This is a genomic window from Streptomyces sp. NPDC005070 (assembly GCF_053600395.1).
Genome location: NZ_JBSFZS010000069.1, coordinates 1 through 16,853, shown reverse-complemented (window position 1 = coordinate 16,853; position 16,853 = coordinate 1). Strand labels below are relative to the sequence as shown.

Genomic DNA, 16,853 nt, shown 5'->3' with positions numbered 1-16,853 from the left:
AGCCCCGGAGGACCAGCGTGCAGCAACATTTTGGGGGTCGACCCCCAAACCCCCGCAGCGTGCTGCTCGCGGAAGTGGCCCAGGCCACCCAGCGGCTGGCCGACGCCGGCGTGCCCTCGCCGCGCAACGACGCGGAGGAGCTCGCCGCCTTCGTGCACGGCGTGAAGCGGGGCGAGCTGCACACCGTCAAGGACGCGGACTTCGACGCCCGCTACTGGGAGGTGACCGCGCGCCGTGAGGCCCGCGAGCCGCTCCAGCACATCACCGGGCGCGCCTACTTCCGCTACCTCGAACTCCAGGTGGGACCCGGCGTCTTCGTCCCCCGCCCGGAGACCGAGTCGGTCGTCGGCTGGGCCATAGACGCCGTCCGCGCGATGGACGTCGTCGAACCGCTGATCGTCGACCTGTGCACCGGCTCGGGCGCCATCGCGCTCGCCCTCGCCCAGGAGGTCCCGCGCTCCCGCGTGCACGCCGTGGAGCTGTCCGAGGACGCCCTCCGGTGGACGCGCAAGAACGTCGAGGGGTCCAGGGTCGACCTGCGCCAGGGAGACGCCCTCACGTCGTTCCCCGACCTCGACGGCCAGGTCGACCTGGTGATCTCCAACCCGCCGTACATCCCGCTCACCGAATGGGAGTACGTACAGCCGGAGGCGCGCGACCACGACCCCGAACTCGCCCTGTTCTCCGGCGAAGACGGACTCGACCTCATCCGCGGCATCGAGCGCACCGCGCACCGGCTGCTGCGCCCCGGCGGTGTCGTCGTCATCGAGCACGCCGACACCCAGGGCGGACAGGTGCCCTGGATCTTCACCGAGGAGCGGGGCTGGGCCGACGCGGCCGACCACCCGGACCTCAACAACCGGCCGCGGTTCGCGACCGCCCGCAAGGCGATGCCGTGAGCACGGCCCCCACGGTCCCGGCGCGCGGCGCCCTCGTGCCGGCGCGCTCCGCGTCCGCCCGCATCGCGTTTCTTCGCACCCCCAGCCAGCAGTACGTGTATGAGGAGGCCCGCTAAATGGCACGGCGATACGACACCAACGACGCGACCGACCGCACCACAGGTCTGCGTGAGGCGGCGTCCGCCGTCCGCCGTGGCGAGCTGGTGGTCCTCCCCACCGACACCGTCTACGGCATCGGCGCCGACGCGTTCACCTCGGAGGCCGTCGCCGATCTGCTCGACGCCAAGGGCCGGGGCCGCAACATGCCCACCCCTGTCCTCATCGGCTCCCCGAACACCCTGCACGGCCTCGTCACGGACTTCTCCGAGATGGCCTGGGAGCTCGTCGACGCGTTCTGGCCGGGTGCCCTGACCCTCGTCGCCAAGCACCAGCCCTCGCTCCAGTGGGACCTGGGGGACACCCGGGGCACGGTGGCGATCCGTATGCCGCTGCACCCCGTCGCCATCGAGCTCCTCACGGAGGTCGGCCCGATGGCCGTGTCCTCCGCCAACCTCACCGGCCACCCCGCGCCGGAGGACTGCGACGCCGCCCAGGGCATGCTCGGCGACTCCGTCTCGGTCTACCTGGACGGCGGCCCGACCCCCGGCAACGTGCCCTCCTCGATCGTCGACGTCACCGGCAAGGTGCCCGTCCTGCTGCGCGCCGGCGCACTGTCGGCGGAGGAGCTCCGGAAGGTCGTACCCGACCTCGAGGTGGCGAATTGACAGCCCCCGAGTCCTCCGGGCTCCCCGCTCGGCCGGAGCAGGGAGCAGCCCCATGCGTGGCATAGGCACGGGGATCACCGGGACCGGCGGATTCCCGAACGGGTCCTTCCGCATCCTCTATGTCAGCACCGGCAACGTGTGCCGCTCGCCGATCACCGAGCGGCTGACCCGGCATGCCCTGGCGGACCGGCTGGGCGACCCCCTGTGGGGCGGCCTCATCGTGGAGAGCGCCGGCACCTGGGGCCACGAGGGCGCGCCCATGGAGGCCAACGCGGCGACCGTGCTGACCGACTTCGGGGCGGACCCCTCCGGCTTCGTGGGGCGTGAGCTCCTCGACGACCACGTCATCCGCGCCGACCTGGTCCTGACGGCCACCCGCGACCACCGGGCCCAGGTCATCTCCATGGGGCACTCCGCCGGCCTGCGCACCTTCACGCTGAAGGAGTTCACCCGGCTGGTGCGCGCCATAGACCCCGCGACCCTGCCGCCCCTCCGGGACGGCGTGATCGAGCGTGCCGTCGCCCTGGTGCGGGCCGCCGCCGCGCTGCGCGGCTGGCTGCTGGCCCCGACCGCGGAGGCCGACGAGGTGTTCGACCCGTACGGGGCGCCCCTGCCGTTCTTCCGGTCCATCGGGGACGAGATCAACGAGGCACTGGACCCGGTCGTCACCGCTCTGACGGGGGTACCCGCGCGGACGTGACACCGGGCGTGCCACCGGTCCCGGTTCTACATTGGACGTAAAGCGTCCCCCGCAGATGTCCGGAGTCCACCATGCCGGTCGCCACCATGCCCGATGCGGATGTACTGAGCCGCCAGGATCCCGAGCTCGCCGAGATCCTGCGCGGTGAGCTGGACCGGCAGTCGGCCACGCTGCAGCTCATCGCGGCGGAGAACTTCACCTCGCCCGCCGTGCTGGCGGCGCTCGGCTCGCCGCTGGCGAACAAGTACGCCGAGGGCTATCCCGGCGCCCGCCATCACGGCGGGTGCGAGATCGTCGACGTCGCCGAGCGGATCGCCGTCGACCGCGCCAAGGCCCTCTTCGGCGCCGATCACGCCAACGTGCAGTCCCACTCCGGGAGTTCGGCCGTGCTGGCCGCGTACGCCGCCCTGCTGCGGCCCGGTGACACCGTGCTGGCGATGGGCCTGCCCTTCGGCGGTCATCTCACGCACGGGTCACCCGCGAACTTCTCGGGCCGCTGGTTCGACTTCGTCGGCTACGGAGTCGAGGCGGAGTCGGGACTGATCGACTACGACCAGGTGCGTACCCTGGCCCGCGCCCGTCGCCCCAAGGCCGTCGTCTGCGGATCGATCTCGTACCCGCGGCACATCGACTACGCGCTGTTCCGGGAGATCGCCGACGAGGTCGGCGCCTATCTCATCGCGGACGCCGCCCACCCGATCGGGCTCGTCGCGGGGGGAGCGGCGCCGAACCCGGTGCCGTACGCCGATGTCGTGTGCGCCACCACGCACAAAGTGCTGCGCGGGCCGCGCGGCGGGATGATCCTGTGCGGCGGTGAGCTGGCCGAGCGGGTCGACCGGGCCGTCTTCCCGTTCACGCAGGGCGGTGCGCAGATGAACGCCATCGCGGCCAAGGCGGTCGCGTTCGGCGAGGCGGCGACCCCTGCCTTCACGGCGTACGCCCATCAGGTGACCGCCAACGCGCGGGTACTGGCCGCGGGTCTGGAGGCGGAGGGGCTCGTGGTCACCACGGGCGGCACCGACACCCATCTGCTGGTCGCGGATCCGGCGCCGCTCGGTGTCGAGGGACGCGCGGCGCGCGGCCGGCTGGCCGCGGCCGGTATGGTCCTCGACACCTGTGCGTTGCCTCACGGCGACGCCCGCGGCATGCGGCTCGGTACCGCGGCGTTGACCACGCAGGGGATGGACGAGCCGGAGATGGCGCGGGTCGCGGCCCTTTTCGCGGGGGTGCTGCGGGACGAGATCGACAGCCGGACCGCACGGGAGGAAGTGCGGGAACTGACGGGAAGATTTCCGCCTTATCCGGACTGACCGGGGGTACGCGTGCCGAGCCGCACAGCCACACGTGCAACCATCGTCGCTACCCGAAAGTCCTCAACCATATGCGTGCATCGCTAGGGTGTGGGGCTGTGATGGCCAGCGAGACCTGTGGGGAAGCCCGTGCGTGAATACCTGCTGACGCTCTGCATCACGGCCGCGGTGACGTACCTGCTGACAGGGCCGGTACGGAAATTCGCGATCGTGGCCGGAGCCATGCCGGAAATCCGGGCGCGCGACGTGCACCGTGAACCCACGCCGAGGCTCGGCGGCATCGCGATGTTCTTCGGTCTGTGCGCCGGTCTGCTGGTCGCGGACCACCTGACGAACCTCAACGAGGTCTTCGCCAACTCGAACGAACCGCGTGCCCTTCTCTCCGGAGCCGCGCTGATCTGGCTGATCGGCGTGCTGGACGACAAGTTCGAGATCGACGCCCTGATCAAGCTCGGCGGCCAGATGATCGCCGCCGGCGTGATGGTCATGCAGGGTCTGACGATCCTGTGGCTGCCGATCCCCGGGGTCGGCCTGGTCGCGCTGACCCAGTGGCAGGGCACCCTGCTGACGGTGGCGCTCGTCGTCATCACGATCAACGCGGTCAACTTCGTGGACGGCCTCGACGGGCTGGCCGCAGGCATGGTGTGCATCGCGTCCGCCGCGTTCTTCCTGTACGCCTACCGGATCTGGTACTCGTACGGCATCGAGGCGGCTGCCCCGGCGACGCTGTTCGCGGCGATCCTGATGGGCATGTGCCTGGGCTTCCTGCCGCACAACATGCATCCCGCGCGGATCTTCATGGGCGACTCCGGGTCGATGCTCATCGGGCTGGTGCTGGCCGCCGGCGCCATCTCCATCACCGGGCAGATCGACCCCGATGTGATGAACCTCTTCACCGGTTCCCCGCGCAACACCGTGCACCAGACGGTGCCCGTGTTCATCCCGCTGCTGCTGCCGCTGACGATCATCGCGATCCCGGCCGCCGACCTGGTGCTCGCGATCGTGCGGCGCACCTGGCGCGGGCAGTCGCCGTTCGCCGCGGACCGGGGGCATCTGCACCACCGCCTCCTGGAGGTCGGGCACTCGCACAGCCGCGCGGTCCTGATCATGTATTTCTGGTCGGCGCTGATCGCGTTCGGCGCCCTCGCGTACTCGGTCAACTCCGGGGCCATGTGGAGCGTGCTCACCATCGCGGCGCTCAGCGCCGTCGGTCTCGTGCTGCTCCTGCTGCCGCGCTTCACGCCGCGTGCGCCGCGCTGGGCCGAGCACCTCCTGCCGCCGCGCTACCGCCGCCGCAGGGCCGCCGCGGCCATCGCCCGGGACGTGGCGCCCGTGACCCACGAGGCGGCGTCCGCGGGCGAGCCGGACGAGGCGCGTGAGCACCGTGCTCCGGCGGCTGCCGGAGTCTCAGGAGTCAACGGAGCGACGGCGATCGGTACCCGTCCGCGACTTCTGGACCGGCGTGAGGCCGAGTCCTCGCGCTGAGTCGAAGGTAAGAATCTGACTAACGCGTGACCAAATCGTGGGGGAGTAAAGCGCCCCAATATCAGACAAAGGGGCGCTTGAAGTGCACAGACGCGCAGCTTCACTCTCATGTGTGACAGTCGGCACACCAACCAGGTAAAGACCTCATCAAATAGTTTGTGATACGGTTCACGAGAACCCAGGGCAGAGCCGAAGGACCCCTGTACGACGGTCCCTTGGCGTGAGGTTCTCTCTCAGCCCGGGACTACGCTCGTCCATGACGACACGCCCCCCTTAGCAAGCGGAGTTGCCGCCATGCCGTCCAATGACGTCCGGATCCTCCTTCAGGCCGCCGTACCCACGGCTGCCGTCGGCGCGATTGCCGCCGTCGTCAGCGGCGTGGTCGCCGGCGGCAAGGGAGCGCTCGGGGCGGTCGTCGCGACGCTGGTGGTGCTCCTCTTCATGGGACTCGGCCTCTACGTCCTGCAGCGCACTGCCAAATCGCTTCCGCACTTGTTCCAGGCGATGGGTCTCCTGCTCTACACGGCACAAATTCTTCTGCTCTTCATCTTTGTCGCCGCGTTCAAGAACACATCGCTGTTCAATCCCAAGTCCTTCGCGCTCACCCTGGTCGTCACCACGCTCGTGTGGATCGGCGCACAGGCACGTGCCCATATGAAGGCCAAGATCCTCTACGTCGAACCCGACTCCTCGAAGGCCGAAAAGCCCGAAAACAAGGGGCACTCGTCGTGAGGGGTAGGGCCGGGATAAGTGCACGCAGGAGATCCTGCTATCGTCCGGTGCCAACTGCGGCATCGCGGGCGCGGGCATCTGAGCTGACGCCTGTTCGATCGCGAGGCTTGATGCCCCTCTGCCGCCCCCACATCCGTAACACCAGCCCAGTGCCGAACCGCGGCTGCGCGCCGCGCCGACACAACGAGGATGCCGTACCTATGCGCCACGCTGAAGGAGCCCGCGGTGAGTGCTGACCCGACGCAGGTGCTCGCCTTCGAGACCGACTGCCACATCTTCGACGGTTGTGGCTTCCCGGCACCCGGCCTGCACTCGTTCCTGTTCGAGCCTCTCTGGGGCGACGGGGACAGCAACTTGTACTTCAACAAGACGATGCTCCTGGCGCTGCTCGGCTCGATCGTCATCGTCGCCTTCTTCTGGGCCGCCTTCCGTAAGCCGAAGGTCGTCCCGGGCAAGCTGCAGATGGTCGCCGAGACCGGCTACGACTTCATCCGTCGCGGCGTCGTCTACGAGACGATCGGCAAGAAGGAAGGCGAGAAGTACGTCCCGCTGATCGTCTCGCTGTTCTTCTTCATCTGGATGATGAACCTCTGGTCGATCATTCCCGTCGCCCAGTTCCCGGTCACGGCGATCATCTCGTACCCCGCGGTACTGGCCGGCATCGTCTACATCGTCTGGGTGTCCCTGACGTTCAAGCGCCACGGGTTCGTCGGAGCGTTCAAGAACTTCAGCGGCTACGACAAGTCGCTCGGCCCGGTTCTCCCGCTGGCCATGTTCATCGAGCTGCTCTCGAACCTGATCGTCCGGCCGTTCACGCACGCGGTGCGACTCTTCGCGAACATGTTCGCGGGTCACACCCTGCTGCTGCTGTTCACGATCGCCACCTGGTACCTGCTCAACGGCTTCGGGATCGTCTACTCGGGCGTCTCGTTCATCATGGTCATCGTCATGACGGCCTTCGAGCTGTTCATCCAGGCCCTGCAGGCGTACGTGTTCGTGCTGCTGACCTGCACCTTCATCCAGGGCGCGCTGGCCGAGCACCACTGAGCGCCCCTCTCCACCCCGCATTCGTCCGGTGGCCACCCCCCACCGGTCCGTAAAGAAAAGGAAGAACTGGCATGTCCCAGACCCTTGCCGCTGTCTCCGGCTCGCTCGGTTCGATCGGTTACGGCCTCGCGGCCATCGGCCCCGGCGTCGGCGTCGGCATCATCTTCGGTAACGGCACCCAGGCTCTCGCCCGTCAGCCCGAGGCCGCCGGTCTGATCCGCGCCAACCAGATCCTCGGCTTCGCCTTCTGTGAGGCGCTCGCCCTCATCGGTCTGGTCATGCCGTTCGTCTACGGCACCTGATCCACCCGATCAGCGACAGCCCACTAGACGAAAGGCACTGACATGAGCCACCTGCTCATTCTGGCGGCCGAGGAGAAGGAAAACCCCCTCGTCCCGCCGATCCCCGAGCTTGTCATCGGCCTGCTCGCCTTCGTCATCGTCTTCGGCTTCCTGGCCTGGAAGCTTCTCCCGAACATCAACAAGGTTCTGGAGCAGCGTCGCGAGGCCATCGAGGGCGGTATCGAAAAGGCCGAGGCCGCGCAGACCGAGGCCCAGAGCGTTCTCGAGCAGTACAAGGCTCAGCTCGCCGAGGCCCGTCACGAGGCCGCGCGCCTGCGCCAGGAGGCACAGGAGCAGGGCGCCACGCTCATCACCGAGATGCGCGCGGAAGGCCAGCGGCAGCGCGACGAGATCGTCGCCGCCGGCCACACGCAGATCGACGCCGACCGCAAGGCCGCCGCTCAGTCGCTGCGTCAGGACGTCGGCACGCTTGCCACCGACCTGGCCGGCAAGCTCGTCGGCGAGTCCCTCGAGGACCACGCCCGCCAGAGCCGCGTCATCGACCGTTTCCTCTCCGAGCTTGAGGAGAAGGCCGAGGCGGCTCGATGACTGCACACGGAGCGAGCCGCGAGGCAACCGCAGCCGCACGTGAGCGTCTCGACGCGCTGACGGACTCGACGTCCGTGGACGTGGCACAGCTCGCCGACGAGCTGGCCGCGGTCACCGCGCTGCTTCACCGCGAGGTGTCGCTGCGTCGGGTCCTCACCGACCCGGCGCAGTCCGGCGAGGCCAAGGCCGAGCTGGTCCAGCGCCTGCTCGGCGGCCAGGTGGGCGGCAGCGCCGCCGACCTGGTGTCCGGCATGGTGCGTTCCCGCTGGTCGCAGCCCCGCGACCTGGTGGACGCGCTCGAAGAGCTCACCGCCACCGCCGACCTCACGGCGGCGCAGCGGACGGGCGCGCTCGACAACGTCGAGGACGAGCTGTTCCGCTTCGGTCGGATCGTCGCCTCGAACACCGGGCTGCGCGCCGCGCTGACCGACCGGGCCGCCACCACGGCGGCCAAGAGCGAGCTGCTGCGCAGCCTGCTCGACGGCCGGGCCGACGTGACGACCGGGCGTCTGGTGACGCGTCTCGTGACCGCGCCCCGCGGACGTAGCCTGGAAGCGGGACTCGAGTCCCTGTCCAAGCTCGCTGCCGAGCGCCGCGACCGCATGGTCGCCGTGGTCACCTCCGCGGTGCCGCTGAGCGACGGGCAGAAGCAGCGCCTCGGTGCCGCTCTGGCCAAGCTCTACGGCCGCCCGATGCACCTCAACCTCGACGTGGACCCCGATGTCCTCGGCGGGATCCGGGTGCAGGTCGGCGACGAGGTCATCAACGGTTCGATCGCGGACCGTCTCGAGGACGCCGCCCGCCGCATGGCGAGCTAGTAACCACACAGCAGTAGGCAATTACGGCCCTGGTTGGGCCGTGCAGAGGATTCACCTCTCATCGGGGGGAGTCCCCATCCCCCCAAAGTGAAACTTCGGGCCCAACAAGGAGAGCAGGGAACCCAGATGGCGGAGCTCACGATCCGGCCGGAGGAGATCCGGGACGCACTGGAGAACTTTGTCCAGTCGTACCAGCCGGACGCGGCCTCGCGCGAGGAGGTCGGTACGGTCACCGTCGCCGGCGACGGTATCGCCAAGATCGAGGGTCTTCCCTCGGCCATGGCGAACGAGCTGCTGAAGTTCGAGGACGGAACCCTCGGCCTCGCGCTGAACCTGGAAGAGCGCGAGATCGGTGCGGTCATCCTCGGCGAGTTCAGTGGTATCGAAGAGGGCCAGCCGGTGCAGCGCACCGGTGAGGTGCTGTCCGTCGCCGTGGGCGAGGGCTACCTCGGCCGCGTCGTCGACCCGCTCGGCAACCCGATCGACGGCCTCGGCGACATCGAGACGTCCGGCCGCCGCGCCCTCGAGCTGCAGGCCCCCGGCGTCATGGTCCGCAAGTCGGTCCACGAGCCGATGGAGACGGGCTACAAGGCCGTCGACGCGATGACCCCGATCGGCCGCGGCCAGCGTCAGCTGGTCATCGGCGACCGTCAGACCGGCAAGACCGCGCTGGCTGTCGACACGATCATCAACCAGCGCGACAACTGGCGCTCGGGCGACACCAAGAAGCAGGTCCGCTGCATCTACGTCGCCATCGGCCAGAAGGGTTCGACCATCGCCTCCGTGCGTGGCGCCCTCGAAGAGGCCGGCGCGCTGGAGTACACGACCATCGTCGCCGCCCCGGCGTCCGACCCGGCCGGCTTCAAGTACCTTGCGCCGTACACCGGTTCGGCCATCGGTCAGCAGTGGATGTACGAGGGCAAGCACGTCCTCATCATCTTCGACGACCTCTCGAAGCAGGCCGACGCCTACCGCGCCGTGTCCCTGCTGCTCCGCCGCCCGCCGGGCCGCGAGGCCTACCCCGGCGACGTCTTCTACCTGCACTCCCGTCTGCTGGAGCGCTGCGCGAAGCTCTCCGACGAGATGGGCGCCGGTTCGATGACGGGTCTGCCGATCGTCGAGACCAAGGCGAACGACGTGTCGGCGTTCATCCCGACCAACGTCATCTCCATCACCGACGGCCAGTGCTTCCTGGAGTCCGACCTGTTCAACGCCGGCCAGCGTCCGGCCCTGAACGTCGGTATCTCGGTCTCCCGCGTCGGTGGCTCCGCCCAGCACAAGGCGATGAAGCAGGTCTCCGGCCGTCTTCGCCTCGACCTGGCCCAGTACCGCGAGCTGGAGGCGTTCGCCGCCTTCGGTTCCGACCTGGACGCCGCGTCGAAGTCGCAGCTCGAGCGGGGTCAGCGTCTGGTCGAGCTGCTCAAGCAGGCTCAGTACCAGCCGATGGCCACCGAGGACCAGGTTGTCTCCGTGTGGTCCGCGACCACCGGCAAGATGGACGACGTGCCGGTCGCCGACATCCGCCGCTTCGAGAAGGAGCTCCTGGAGTACCTGCACCGCAAGGAGCAGGGCCTCATGACCTCCATCAAGGAGGGCGGCAAGATGTCGGACGACACGCTCACCGCCATCGCCGACGGCATCGCTGACTTCAAGAAGCAGTTCGAGACCTCGGACGGGAAGCTTCTCGGCGAGGACGCTCCGGCCGCCGCCAAGTGACGTAAGGAAGGGACCTGACTCATGGGAGCCCAGCTCCGGGTCTACAAGCGTCGCATCCGATCCGTCACCGCGACCAAGAAGATCACCAAGGCGATGGAGATGATCGCCGCCTCGCGCGTCGTCAAGGCGCAGCGCAAGGTGGCGGCCTCCACGCCCTACGCGACCGAGCTCACCCGCGCGGTCACGGCGGTCGGCACCGGCTCGAACACCAAGCACCCGCTGACAACGGAGGCGGAGACGGCGACCCGTTCCGCGGTTCTGCTCCTCACGAGCGACCGCGGACTGGCCGGCGCCTTCAACTCCAACGCCATCAAGGCGGCGGAGCAGCTGACCGCCCGTCTTGAGGCCGAGGGCAAGAAGGTCGACACCTACATCGTCGGCCGCCGCGGTCTGGCCCACTACAACTTCCGCGAGCGCAAGGTCGTGGAATCGTGGTCGGGCTTCACCGACGAGCCCACCTACGCGGACGCGAAGAACGTCGCGGGTCCGCTGATCGAGGCCATCGAGAAGGACACGGCGGAGGGCGGCGTGGATGAACTCCACATCGTCTACACCGAGTTCGTCTCGATGATGACGCAGACGGCCATCGACGGCCGGCTGCTGCCGCTTCGCCTCGAAGAGGTGGTGGAGGAAGCGCCCGAGGGCGAGATCCTTCCGCTGTACGAGTTCGAGCCGTCGGCGGAGGACGTCCTTGACGCCCTTCTGCCGCGCTACGTCGAGAGCCGTATCTACAACGCGCTGCTCCAGTCGGCTGCCTCCAAGCACGCCGCCACGCGCCGCGCGATGAAGTCGGCGACCGACAACGCGGGAGACCTGATCACTTCGCTCTCCCGCCTTGCCAATGCGGCCCGCCAGGCCGAAATCACCCAGGAAATCAGCGAGATCGTCGGCGGCACTGCAGCCCTTGCCGACGCGACCGCGGGGAGTGACAAGTAATGACGACGACTTCTGAGACGGCCGTTGCCACGGGCCGCGTCGCCCGGGTCATCGGCCCGGTCGTCGACGTGGAGTTCCCCGTCGACGCGATGCCGGACATCTACAACGCCCTTCACGTCGAGGTGGCCGACCCGGCCAACGCCGGCGAGAAGAAGACGCTGACCCTGGAAGTCGCCCAGCACCTGGGTGACGGCGTGGTCCGTACGATCTCGATGCAGCCGACCGACGGTCTGGTCCGCCAGGCCGCGGTCACCGACACGGGCGCGGGCATCACCGTCCCGGTCGGCGACTTCACCAAGGGCAAGGTGTTCAACACCCTCGGCGAGGTGCTGAACTCCGACGAGAAGTACTCGGGCGAGCGCTGGTCCATCCACCGCAAGGCCCCGCGCTTCGACGAGCTCGAGTCGAAGACCGAGATGTTCGAGACCGGCGTCAAGGTCATCGACCTTCTCACCCCGTACGTCAAGGGTGGAAAGATCGGTCTGTTCGGTGGTGCCGGTGTCGGCAAGACGGTGCTCATCCAGGAGATGATCTACCGCGTCGCCAACAACCACGACGGTGTCTCCGTGTTCGCCGGTGTCGGCGAGCGCACGCGTGAGGGCAACGACCTCATCGAGGAGATGGCGGAGTCGGGCGTCATCGACAAGACCGCCCTTGTCTTCGGCCAGATGGACGAGCCCCCGGGCACCCGTCTGCGCGTGGCTCTCGCGGGTCTGACCATGGCGGAGTACTTCCGCGATGTGCAGAAGCAGGACGTGCTGTTCTTCGTGGACAACATCTTCCGCTTCACGCAGGCCGGTTCCGAGGTCTCGACCCTGCTCGGCCGTATGCCCTCCGCGGTGGGTTACCAGCCGAACCTGGCCGACGAGATGGGTCTCCTCCAGGAGCGCATCACCTCGACCCGTGGTCACTCGATCACCTCGATGCAGGCGATCTACGTCCCCGCGGACGACCTGACCGACCCGGCCCCGGCCACCACGTTCGCCCACCTCGACGCGACGACGGTTCTCTCCCGTCCGATCTCCGAGAAGGGCATCTACCCGGCCGTGGACCCGCTGGACTCCACGTCCCGCATCCTGGACCCCCGCTACATCGCGGCGGACCACTACGCGGCCGCGATGCGCGTCAAGTCGGTTCTTCAGAAGTACAAGGACCTTCAGGACATCATCGCGATCCTCGGTATCGACGAGCTGGGCGAGGAGGACAAGCTCACCGTCCACCGCGCCCGTCGCGTGGAGCGCTTCCTGTCCCAGAACACCCACGTCGCCAAGCAGTTCACCGGCGTCGACGGGTCGGACGTCCCGCTGGAGGAGTCGATCGCGGCCTTCAACGCGATCATCGACGGCGAGTACGACCACTTCCCGGAGCAGGCGTTCTTCCTCTGCGGTGGCATCGAGGACCTCAAGGCCAACGCCAAGGAGCTCGGCGTCTCCTGAACCTCGTGTTCTGAGTGAGGGGGCGGGACCACACCTCGCGGGGTGCGGTCCTTCCCCCTCCGTACGCCTACTAGACTTTGACCCAACACCCGGCAGCAACGCCGGGTGGTGACCCGAGGAGCCCACCTTGGCTGCTGAGCTGCACGTCGAGCTCGTCGCCGCGGACCGCAGTGTCTGGTCCGGCGAGGCCACCCTGGTCGTCGCGCGTACCACGTCCGGCGACATCGGCGTCATGCCCGGTCACCAGCCGCTTCTCGGTGTGCTGGAGTCGGGCCCGGTGACCATTCGTACGAGTGATGGTGGAACGGTCGTCGCCGCGGTGCACGGCGGTTTCATCTCCTTCGCCGACAACAAGCTGTCGCTGCTGGCCGAGATCGCCGAGCTGTCGGACGAGATCGATGTCCAGCGTGCGGAGCGGGCGCTCGAGCGCGCGAAGTCGGACGCCGACGCGTCCGCCGAGCGTCGCGCGGACGTCCGTCTGCGCGCGGTGTCGACGCGCTGACCATCGGTGCGACCCCAGGCCTTTAGGCGCTGGGGGAGCACTGTGTGAAGCTTTGCCTCAGCCGCGGCTGGGACCGGATCACTCCGGCCCTGGCCGCGGCTGAGGCAAATCCGGACGTTTTTTCTTTTCCGTTACCTAGGAGACGAGGAGGTCGGTGTCGATGGTCCTCGCTCTGACTGTGTGCGGAGTGGTAGTAGCGCTCGTGGTGGTGGGGCTGTTCGTCTTCGGCCTCCGCCGCCGGCTCATCCAGCGTTCCGGCGGAACGTTCGACTGCAGCCTGCGCTGGGACGTCCCCGAGAAGGGTGACCCCAACGGCAAGGGCTGGAGCTACGGGGTGGCCCGCTACAACGGCGACCGGGTCGAGTGGTACCGCGTCTTCTCGTACGCCCCCCGGCCGCGCCGCGTCCTCGAACGTTCGGCGATCGAGGTGGCCGGCCGTCGCGCCGCCGAGGGCGAGGAGGAGCTCGCGCTGCTCTCCGACGCGATCATCCTGGCCTGTCAGCACCGCGGGACGCGCCTCGAACTGGCGATGAGCGAGGACGCGCTGACCGGTTTCCTCGCCTGGCTGGAGGCAGCCCCGCCCGGACAACGGGTGAACGTCGCGTAGCGACGTTCAGGGCCCCGTTGGATGGGGGTCCCCCCGGCCGCGGAGCGGTTGGGGGAGGGTGAACGTGGCCTGAGGCCCCTGAACAGCGAACCGCGGACAGACCAGGAAGTCTGCCCGCGGTTCTCGGTGTGCTGTGGACCCGTCTCCGGGCCGGTGATCAGTTCAGGCCGCTGTTGATGGCACTGACGAGTTCACCGTTGCCGGTGTCGCCGCTGAACTCCCAGAAGAAGGCGCCGCCCAGGCCTTGGCTCTTGGCCCACGCCATCTTCGTTCCGATGGTGGCCGGGGTGTCGTACGACCACCAGTTGTTGCCGCAGTAGGCGTACGCCGTGCCGGCGACGAGGCCCGTGGAGGGGCAGGACGTCTTGAGGACCTTGTAGTCCTCGATGCCCTGCTCGTACGTGCCGGCGGCGGGGCCGGTCGCCGTGCCGCCGGGGGCGGACTGGGTGACCCCGGTCCAGCCGCGGCCGTAGAAGCCGATGCCGATGAGCAGCTTGCTCGCGGGCACGCCCTTCGACTTGAACTTGGCGATCGCGTCGGCGGTGGTGAAGCCGGGCGTCGGGATGCCGCTGTACGAGGTGAGCGGGGAGTGCGGGGCGGTCGGGCCCTGCGCGTTGAACGCTCCGAAGAAGTCGTACGACATCACGTTGTACCAGTCGACGTACTGCGCGGCGCCCGCGTAGTCGGCGGCGTCGATCTTGCCGCCGGAGGTGCCGTCGGCCGTGGTGGCCGCAGTGACCAGGTTGCTGGAGCCGAACTTGGCGCGCAGGGCCTGCATGAGGTTCTTGTAGGCCGCGGCACCGCTGCTGTCACAGGACAGACCGCAGGCGTTCGGGTACTCCCAGTCGATGTCGATGCCGTCGAAGACATCGGCCCAGCGCGGGTCCTCGACCAGGTTGTAGCAGGACTGCGCGAACGCGGCCGGGTTGGCCGCCGCCTGGGCGAAGCCGCCGGACCAGGTCCAGCCGCCGAAGGACCAGAGGACCTTGATGTTCGGGTACTTGGCCTTCAGCTCGCGGAGCTGGTTGAAGTTGCCGCGCAGCGGCTGGTCCCAGGTGTCGGCGACGCCGCTGACCGACTGGTCGGCGGTGAAGGCCTTGTCGTAGTCGGCGTAGGAGTCGCCGATCGCGCACTGGCCGTTGGTGACGTTGCCGAAGGCGTAGTTGATGTGCGTGATCTTGGCGGCCGAGCCCGACGTCACCAGGTTCTTGACGTTGTAGTTGCGGCCGTAGATGCCCCACTCGGTGAAGTAGCCGAGTTTGACGTTCTTGCCGCTGGGCGGCGGGTCGGTGGTGCCGCCGGTGGTGTGGACGGCGACGGAGCCGCTGACCGGACCGGTCTGGTCGGCGGTGTCCCGGGCCTGGACGGTGTACGAGTAGTCGGTGCCGGCGGTCAGGCCGGTGTCCGTGTACGAGGTCGTCGTGACGGTCGCGACCTTGCTGCCGCCGCGCAGGACGTCGTAGTTCTTGACGCCCTTGTCGTCGGTGGCCGCGCTCCAGGAGAGCTTCACCGAGGTGTCGGCGACGGAGGAGGCGGTGGGGGTGCCCGGCGCGGAGGGCGCGCTGTCGCCGGGGACGGTGGTGCCGCCGTCACAACTGCCGCCGTTGAGCGTGCAGTTGGACGGGGAGCCGGAGCCCGAGCCGTTGAATCCGAAGGAGACGGAGGCGCCCGCGGCGAGTGAGCCGTTGTAGGACTTGTTCTTGGCGGTCCAGTGGTTGCCCGAGCTGGTGACGTCCGCGTCCCAGGCCGAGGTGACGGCGGTGCCGGAGGGGAAGTCCCACTGGATCGTCCACGAACTGATCGCGGTGGTACCGGTGTTCTTGACGGTCCACTTGCCTTCGAAGCCCGTGCCCCAGTCCTGGGTCTTCGAGTACGTGGCGGTGGCGCTGTCGGCGGCGTGGGCCGGACTCGCGAGACCGACCAGGCCGGCCAGGGGGAGCAGCAGCGTGGCGAGCCCTGCCGTCGCTCGTTGTCTGAAGCGCATTCCGCGCCTCCTCAGGGGAGTTGGGGGAGAGAGGGGCGTGACTGAGCCTTCACACCCACGGTGCCGTGAGAATAGGAAGGTCTGGACCACAGGTCAATAGGTCTGGACCACTAGTTCCCTGTCCCCCTTGATCCTCAACTCCCTTACCCGTGCCCCACCTTGACGGCCGATCGTCCTGTTCTGGCAGACCGGCAGGCGGCTGACGTGGGCCTTCGTGTCCCCGGGCACGGTCGGACCGGAGCCGCCGGCGGGGACGACGAAGGGCGCCCGCGGCGGCGGGCCCGAAGGTCGCTTCGAGCCCGGCGCGGACGCCCTGACCGTGTTCGGCGGAAGGGTCCGGGAGTCTCAGCGCTCCCCGCCCGGGACCCACAGCACGTCGCCCACGTCCTTGTTCGCCGTGCGCGCCAGAATGAACAGGAGGTCCGAGAGGCGGTTGAGGTAGGTGGCGGTGAGCGGGTTCATCGCCTCGCCGTGGACCTCCAGCGCCGCCCAGGTCGAGCGCTCGGCCCGGCGCACGACCGTGCACGCCTGGTGCAGGAGCGCCGCGCCGGCGGTGCCGCCGGGCAGGATGAAGGAGCGGAGCTTCTCCAGCCGCTCGTTGAACAGGTCGCAGTCCGCCTCCAGCTTGTCGATGTAGAACTGCTCGACCCGCAGCGGCGGGAACTTCGGGTCCTCGACGACGGGCGTCGACAGATCCGCGCCCACGTCGAACAGGTCGTTCTGGACGCGGGTGAGGACCTGGACGACCTCGTCCTCCAGACCGCCCAGCGCGATCGCCGTACCGATCACCGCGTTCGCCTCGTTGGCGTCGGCGTACGCCGAGATCCGCAGATCGGTCTTGGCGACCCTGCTCATGTCCCCGAGGGCCGTGGTGCCCTGGTCGCCGGTCCGGGTGTAGATGCGCGTCAGATTGACCATGGAGTCAATCTAGTGCCGCGACAGGCAACGTTCGCCCCGTCGCGACTCCCGGCACGCCCTCTCGCCGCACCGGCCGAAAGCCCAAGTACATCCAGTACGAGGACTTCCG

17 protein-coding genes are annotated in these 16,853 nt (G+C 68.6%); 15 read left to right on the top strand and 2 right to left on the bottom strand.

The genetic code is table 11. The features are described 5' to 3' along the window. Positions 1 to 59: 59 nt before the first annotated feature. The 15 genes from prmC (at position 60) to ACWEBX_RS22935 (ending at position 13,842) form a co-directional block, all read left to right on the top strand. On the top strand, positions 60 to 899 hold the full coding sequence (gene prmC, locus ACWEBX_RS23005) for a peptide chain release factor N(5)-glutamine methyltransferase (RefSeq protein WP_451886693.1): 840 nt from the start codon (positions 60 to 62) through the stop codon (positions 897 to 899). Positions 900 to 1,015: 116 nt separating this feature from the next. Further along, positions 1,016 to 1,663 carry an L-threonylcarbamoyladenylate synthase gene (locus ACWEBX_RS23000; protein ID WP_103550972.1) on the top strand — a complete coding sequence of 216 codons (648 nt, stop codon included), beginning with the start codon at positions 1,016 to 1,018 and terminating at the stop codon, positions 1,661 to 1,663. A gap of 52 nt (positions 1,664 to 1,715) precedes the next feature. Next, positions 1,716 to 2,363, top strand: a complete 648-nt coding sequence (locus tag ACWEBX_RS22995) for an arsenate reductase/protein-tyrosine-phosphatase family protein (protein ID WP_451886692.1) — start codon at positions 1,716 to 1,718, stop codon at positions 2,361 to 2,363. 86 nt (positions 2,364 to 2,449) lie between these two features. Next, positions 2,450 to 3,673 carry a serine hydroxymethyltransferase gene (locus ACWEBX_RS22990; protein WP_451886691.1) on the top strand — a complete coding sequence of 408 codons (1,224 nt, stop codon included), beginning with the start codon at positions 2,450 to 2,452 and terminating at the stop codon, positions 3,671 to 3,673. Positions 3,674 to 3,802: 129 nt separating this feature from the next. After that, a complete protein-coding gene (locus ACWEBX_RS22985; protein ID WP_451886690.1) occupies positions 3,803 to 5,158 on the top strand; it encodes an MraY family glycosyltransferase in 1,356 nt (451 codons plus the stop codon). A 294-nt stretch (positions 5,159 to 5,452) separates the two neighbouring features. Next, a complete protein-coding gene (locus ACWEBX_RS22980; RefSeq protein ID WP_451886689.1) occupies positions 5,453 to 5,890 on the top strand; it encodes a hypothetical protein in 438 nt (145 codons plus the stop codon). Between the two features lie 225 nt (positions 5,891 to 6,115). Further along, positions 6,116 to 6,937 carry a F0F1 ATP synthase subunit A gene (gene atpB, locus ACWEBX_RS22975; protein ID WP_355760475.1) on the top strand — a complete coding sequence of 274 codons (822 nt, stop codon included), beginning with the start codon at positions 6,116 to 6,118 and terminating at the stop codon, positions 6,935 to 6,937. Positions 6,938 to 7,008: 71 nt separating this feature from the next. After that, positions 7,009 to 7,239, top strand: coding sequence for an ATP synthase F0 subunit C (gene atpE, locus ACWEBX_RS22970; RefSeq protein WP_028804225.1), 231 nt, complete (start codon positions 7,009 to 7,011; stop codon positions 7,237 to 7,239). A gap of 42 nt (positions 7,240 to 7,281) precedes the next feature. Next, positions 7,282 to 7,827 (top strand): F0F1 ATP synthase subunit B, encoded by a 546-nt coding sequence (locus tag ACWEBX_RS22965; RefSeq protein ID WP_451886688.1) that lies wholly within the window; start codon positions 7,282 to 7,284, stop codon positions 7,825 to 7,827. Beyond that, positions 7,824 to 8,645: a F0F1 ATP synthase subunit delta gene (locus ACWEBX_RS22960; protein ID WP_451886687.1), complete on the top strand. Its 822-nt coding sequence runs from the start codon at positions 7,824 to 7,826 to the stop codon at positions 8,643 to 8,645. The genes ACWEBX_RS22965 and ACWEBX_RS22960 overlap by 4 nt, the downstream gene beginning before the upstream one ends. Before the next feature lie 126 nt (positions 8,646 to 8,771). Then, positions 8,772 to 10,361 carry a F0F1 ATP synthase subunit alpha gene (atpA, locus tag ACWEBX_RS22955; RefSeq protein ID WP_451886686.1) on the top strand — a complete coding sequence of 530 codons (1,590 nt, stop codon included), beginning with the start codon at positions 8,772 to 8,774 and terminating at the stop codon, positions 10,359 to 10,361. 21 nt (positions 10,362 to 10,382) lie between these two features. Continuing rightward, the gene (locus ACWEBX_RS22950; RefSeq protein WP_451886685.1) at positions 10,383 to 11,297 is read left to right on the top strand and encodes a F0F1 ATP synthase subunit gamma; all 915 of its coding nucleotides are present in this window, start codon (positions 10,383 to 10,385) and stop codon (positions 11,295 to 11,297) included. Next, a complete protein-coding gene (gene atpD / locus ACWEBX_RS22945; RefSeq protein ID WP_451886684.1) occupies positions 11,297 to 12,733 on the top strand; it encodes a F0F1 ATP synthase subunit beta in 1,437 nt (478 codons plus the stop codon). Before ACWEBX_RS22950 ends, atpD begins: the two co-directional genes overlap by 1 nt. A 127-nt stretch (positions 12,734 to 12,860) precedes the next feature. Beyond that, positions 12,861 to 13,235 carry a F0F1 ATP synthase subunit epsilon gene (locus ACWEBX_RS22940; protein ID WP_355760457.1) on the top strand — a complete coding sequence of 125 codons (375 nt, stop codon included), beginning with the start codon at positions 12,861 to 12,863 and terminating at the stop codon, positions 13,233 to 13,235. A 160-nt stretch (positions 13,236 to 13,395) separates the two neighbouring features. Further along, complete coding sequence (locus ACWEBX_RS22935; RefSeq protein ID WP_451886683.1) at positions 13,396 to 13,842, top strand: DUF2550 domain-containing protein; 447 nt, start codon at positions 13,396 to 13,398, stop codon at positions 13,840 to 13,842. A gap of 157 nt (positions 13,843 to 13,999) precedes the next feature. On the opposite strand, the gene ACWEBX_RS22930 is transcribed toward ACWEBX_RS22935, so the two are convergent. Together ACWEBX_RS22930 and ACWEBX_RS22925 are read right to left on the bottom strand one after the other, a co-directional pair. Beyond that, a complete protein-coding gene (locus tag ACWEBX_RS22930) occupies positions 14,000 to 15,826 on the bottom strand; it encodes a glycosyl hydrolase family 18 protein (protein WP_451886682.1) in 1,827 nt (608 codons plus the stop codon). A gap of 345 nt (positions 15,827 to 16,171) precedes the next feature. Beyond that, positions 16,172 to 16,744 carry a cob(I)yrinic acid a,c-diamide adenosyltransferase gene (locus ACWEBX_RS22925; RefSeq protein ID WP_386982760.1) on the bottom strand — a complete coding sequence of 191 codons (573 nt, stop codon included), beginning with the start codon at positions 16,742 to 16,744 and terminating at the stop codon, positions 16,172 to 16,174. Between the last annotated feature and the right edge of the window lie 109 nt (positions 16,745 to 16,853).

Coding starts and splice junctions, on each gene's coding strand:
- ACWEBX_RS23000 (WP_103550972.1), top strand. CDS start 1,016: ATGGCACGGCGATACGACACCAACGACGCGACCGACCGCACCACAGGT.
- ACWEBX_RS22995 (WP_451886692.1), top strand. CDS start 1,716: ATGCGTGGCATAGGCACGGGGATCACCGGGACCGGCGGATTCCCGAAC.
- ACWEBX_RS22990 (WP_451886691.1), top strand. CDS start 2,450: ATGCCCGATGCGGATGTACTGAGCCGCCAGGATCCCGAGCTCGCCGAG.
- ACWEBX_RS22980 (WP_451886689.1), top strand. CDS start 5,453: ATGCCGTCCAATGACGTCCGGATCCTCCTTCAGGCCGCCGTACCCACG.
- atpE (WP_028804225.1), top strand. CDS start 7,009: ATGTCCCAGACCCTTGCCGCTGTCTCCGGCTCGCTCGGTTCGATCGGT.
- ACWEBX_RS22965 (WP_451886688.1), top strand. CDS start 7,282: ATGAGCCACCTGCTCATTCTGGCGGCCGAGGAGAAGGAAAACCCCCTC.
- ACWEBX_RS22960 (WP_451886687.1), top strand. CDS start 7,824: ATGACTGCACACGGAGCGAGCCGCGAGGCAACCGCAGCCGCACGTGAG.
- atpA (WP_451886686.1), top strand. CDS start 8,772: ATGGCGGAGCTCACGATCCGGCCGGAGGAGATCCGGGACGCACTGGAG.
- ACWEBX_RS22950 (WP_451886685.1), top strand. CDS start 10,383: ATGGGAGCCCAGCTCCGGGTCTACAAGCGTCGCATCCGATCCGTCACC.
- atpD (WP_451886684.1), top strand. CDS start 11,297: ATGACGACGACTTCTGAGACGGCCGTTGCCACGGGCCGCGTCGCCCGG.
- ACWEBX_RS22935 (WP_451886683.1), top strand. CDS start 13,396: ATGGTCCTCGCTCTGACTGTGTGCGGAGTGGTAGTAGCGCTCGTGGTG.
- ACWEBX_RS22930 (WP_451886682.1), bottom strand. CDS start 15,826: ATGCGCTTCAGACAACGAGCGACGGCAGGGCTCGCCACGCTGCTGCTC.
- ACWEBX_RS22925 (WP_386982760.1), bottom strand. CDS start 16,744: ATGGTCAATCTGACGCGCATCTACACCCGGACCGGCGACCAGGGCACC.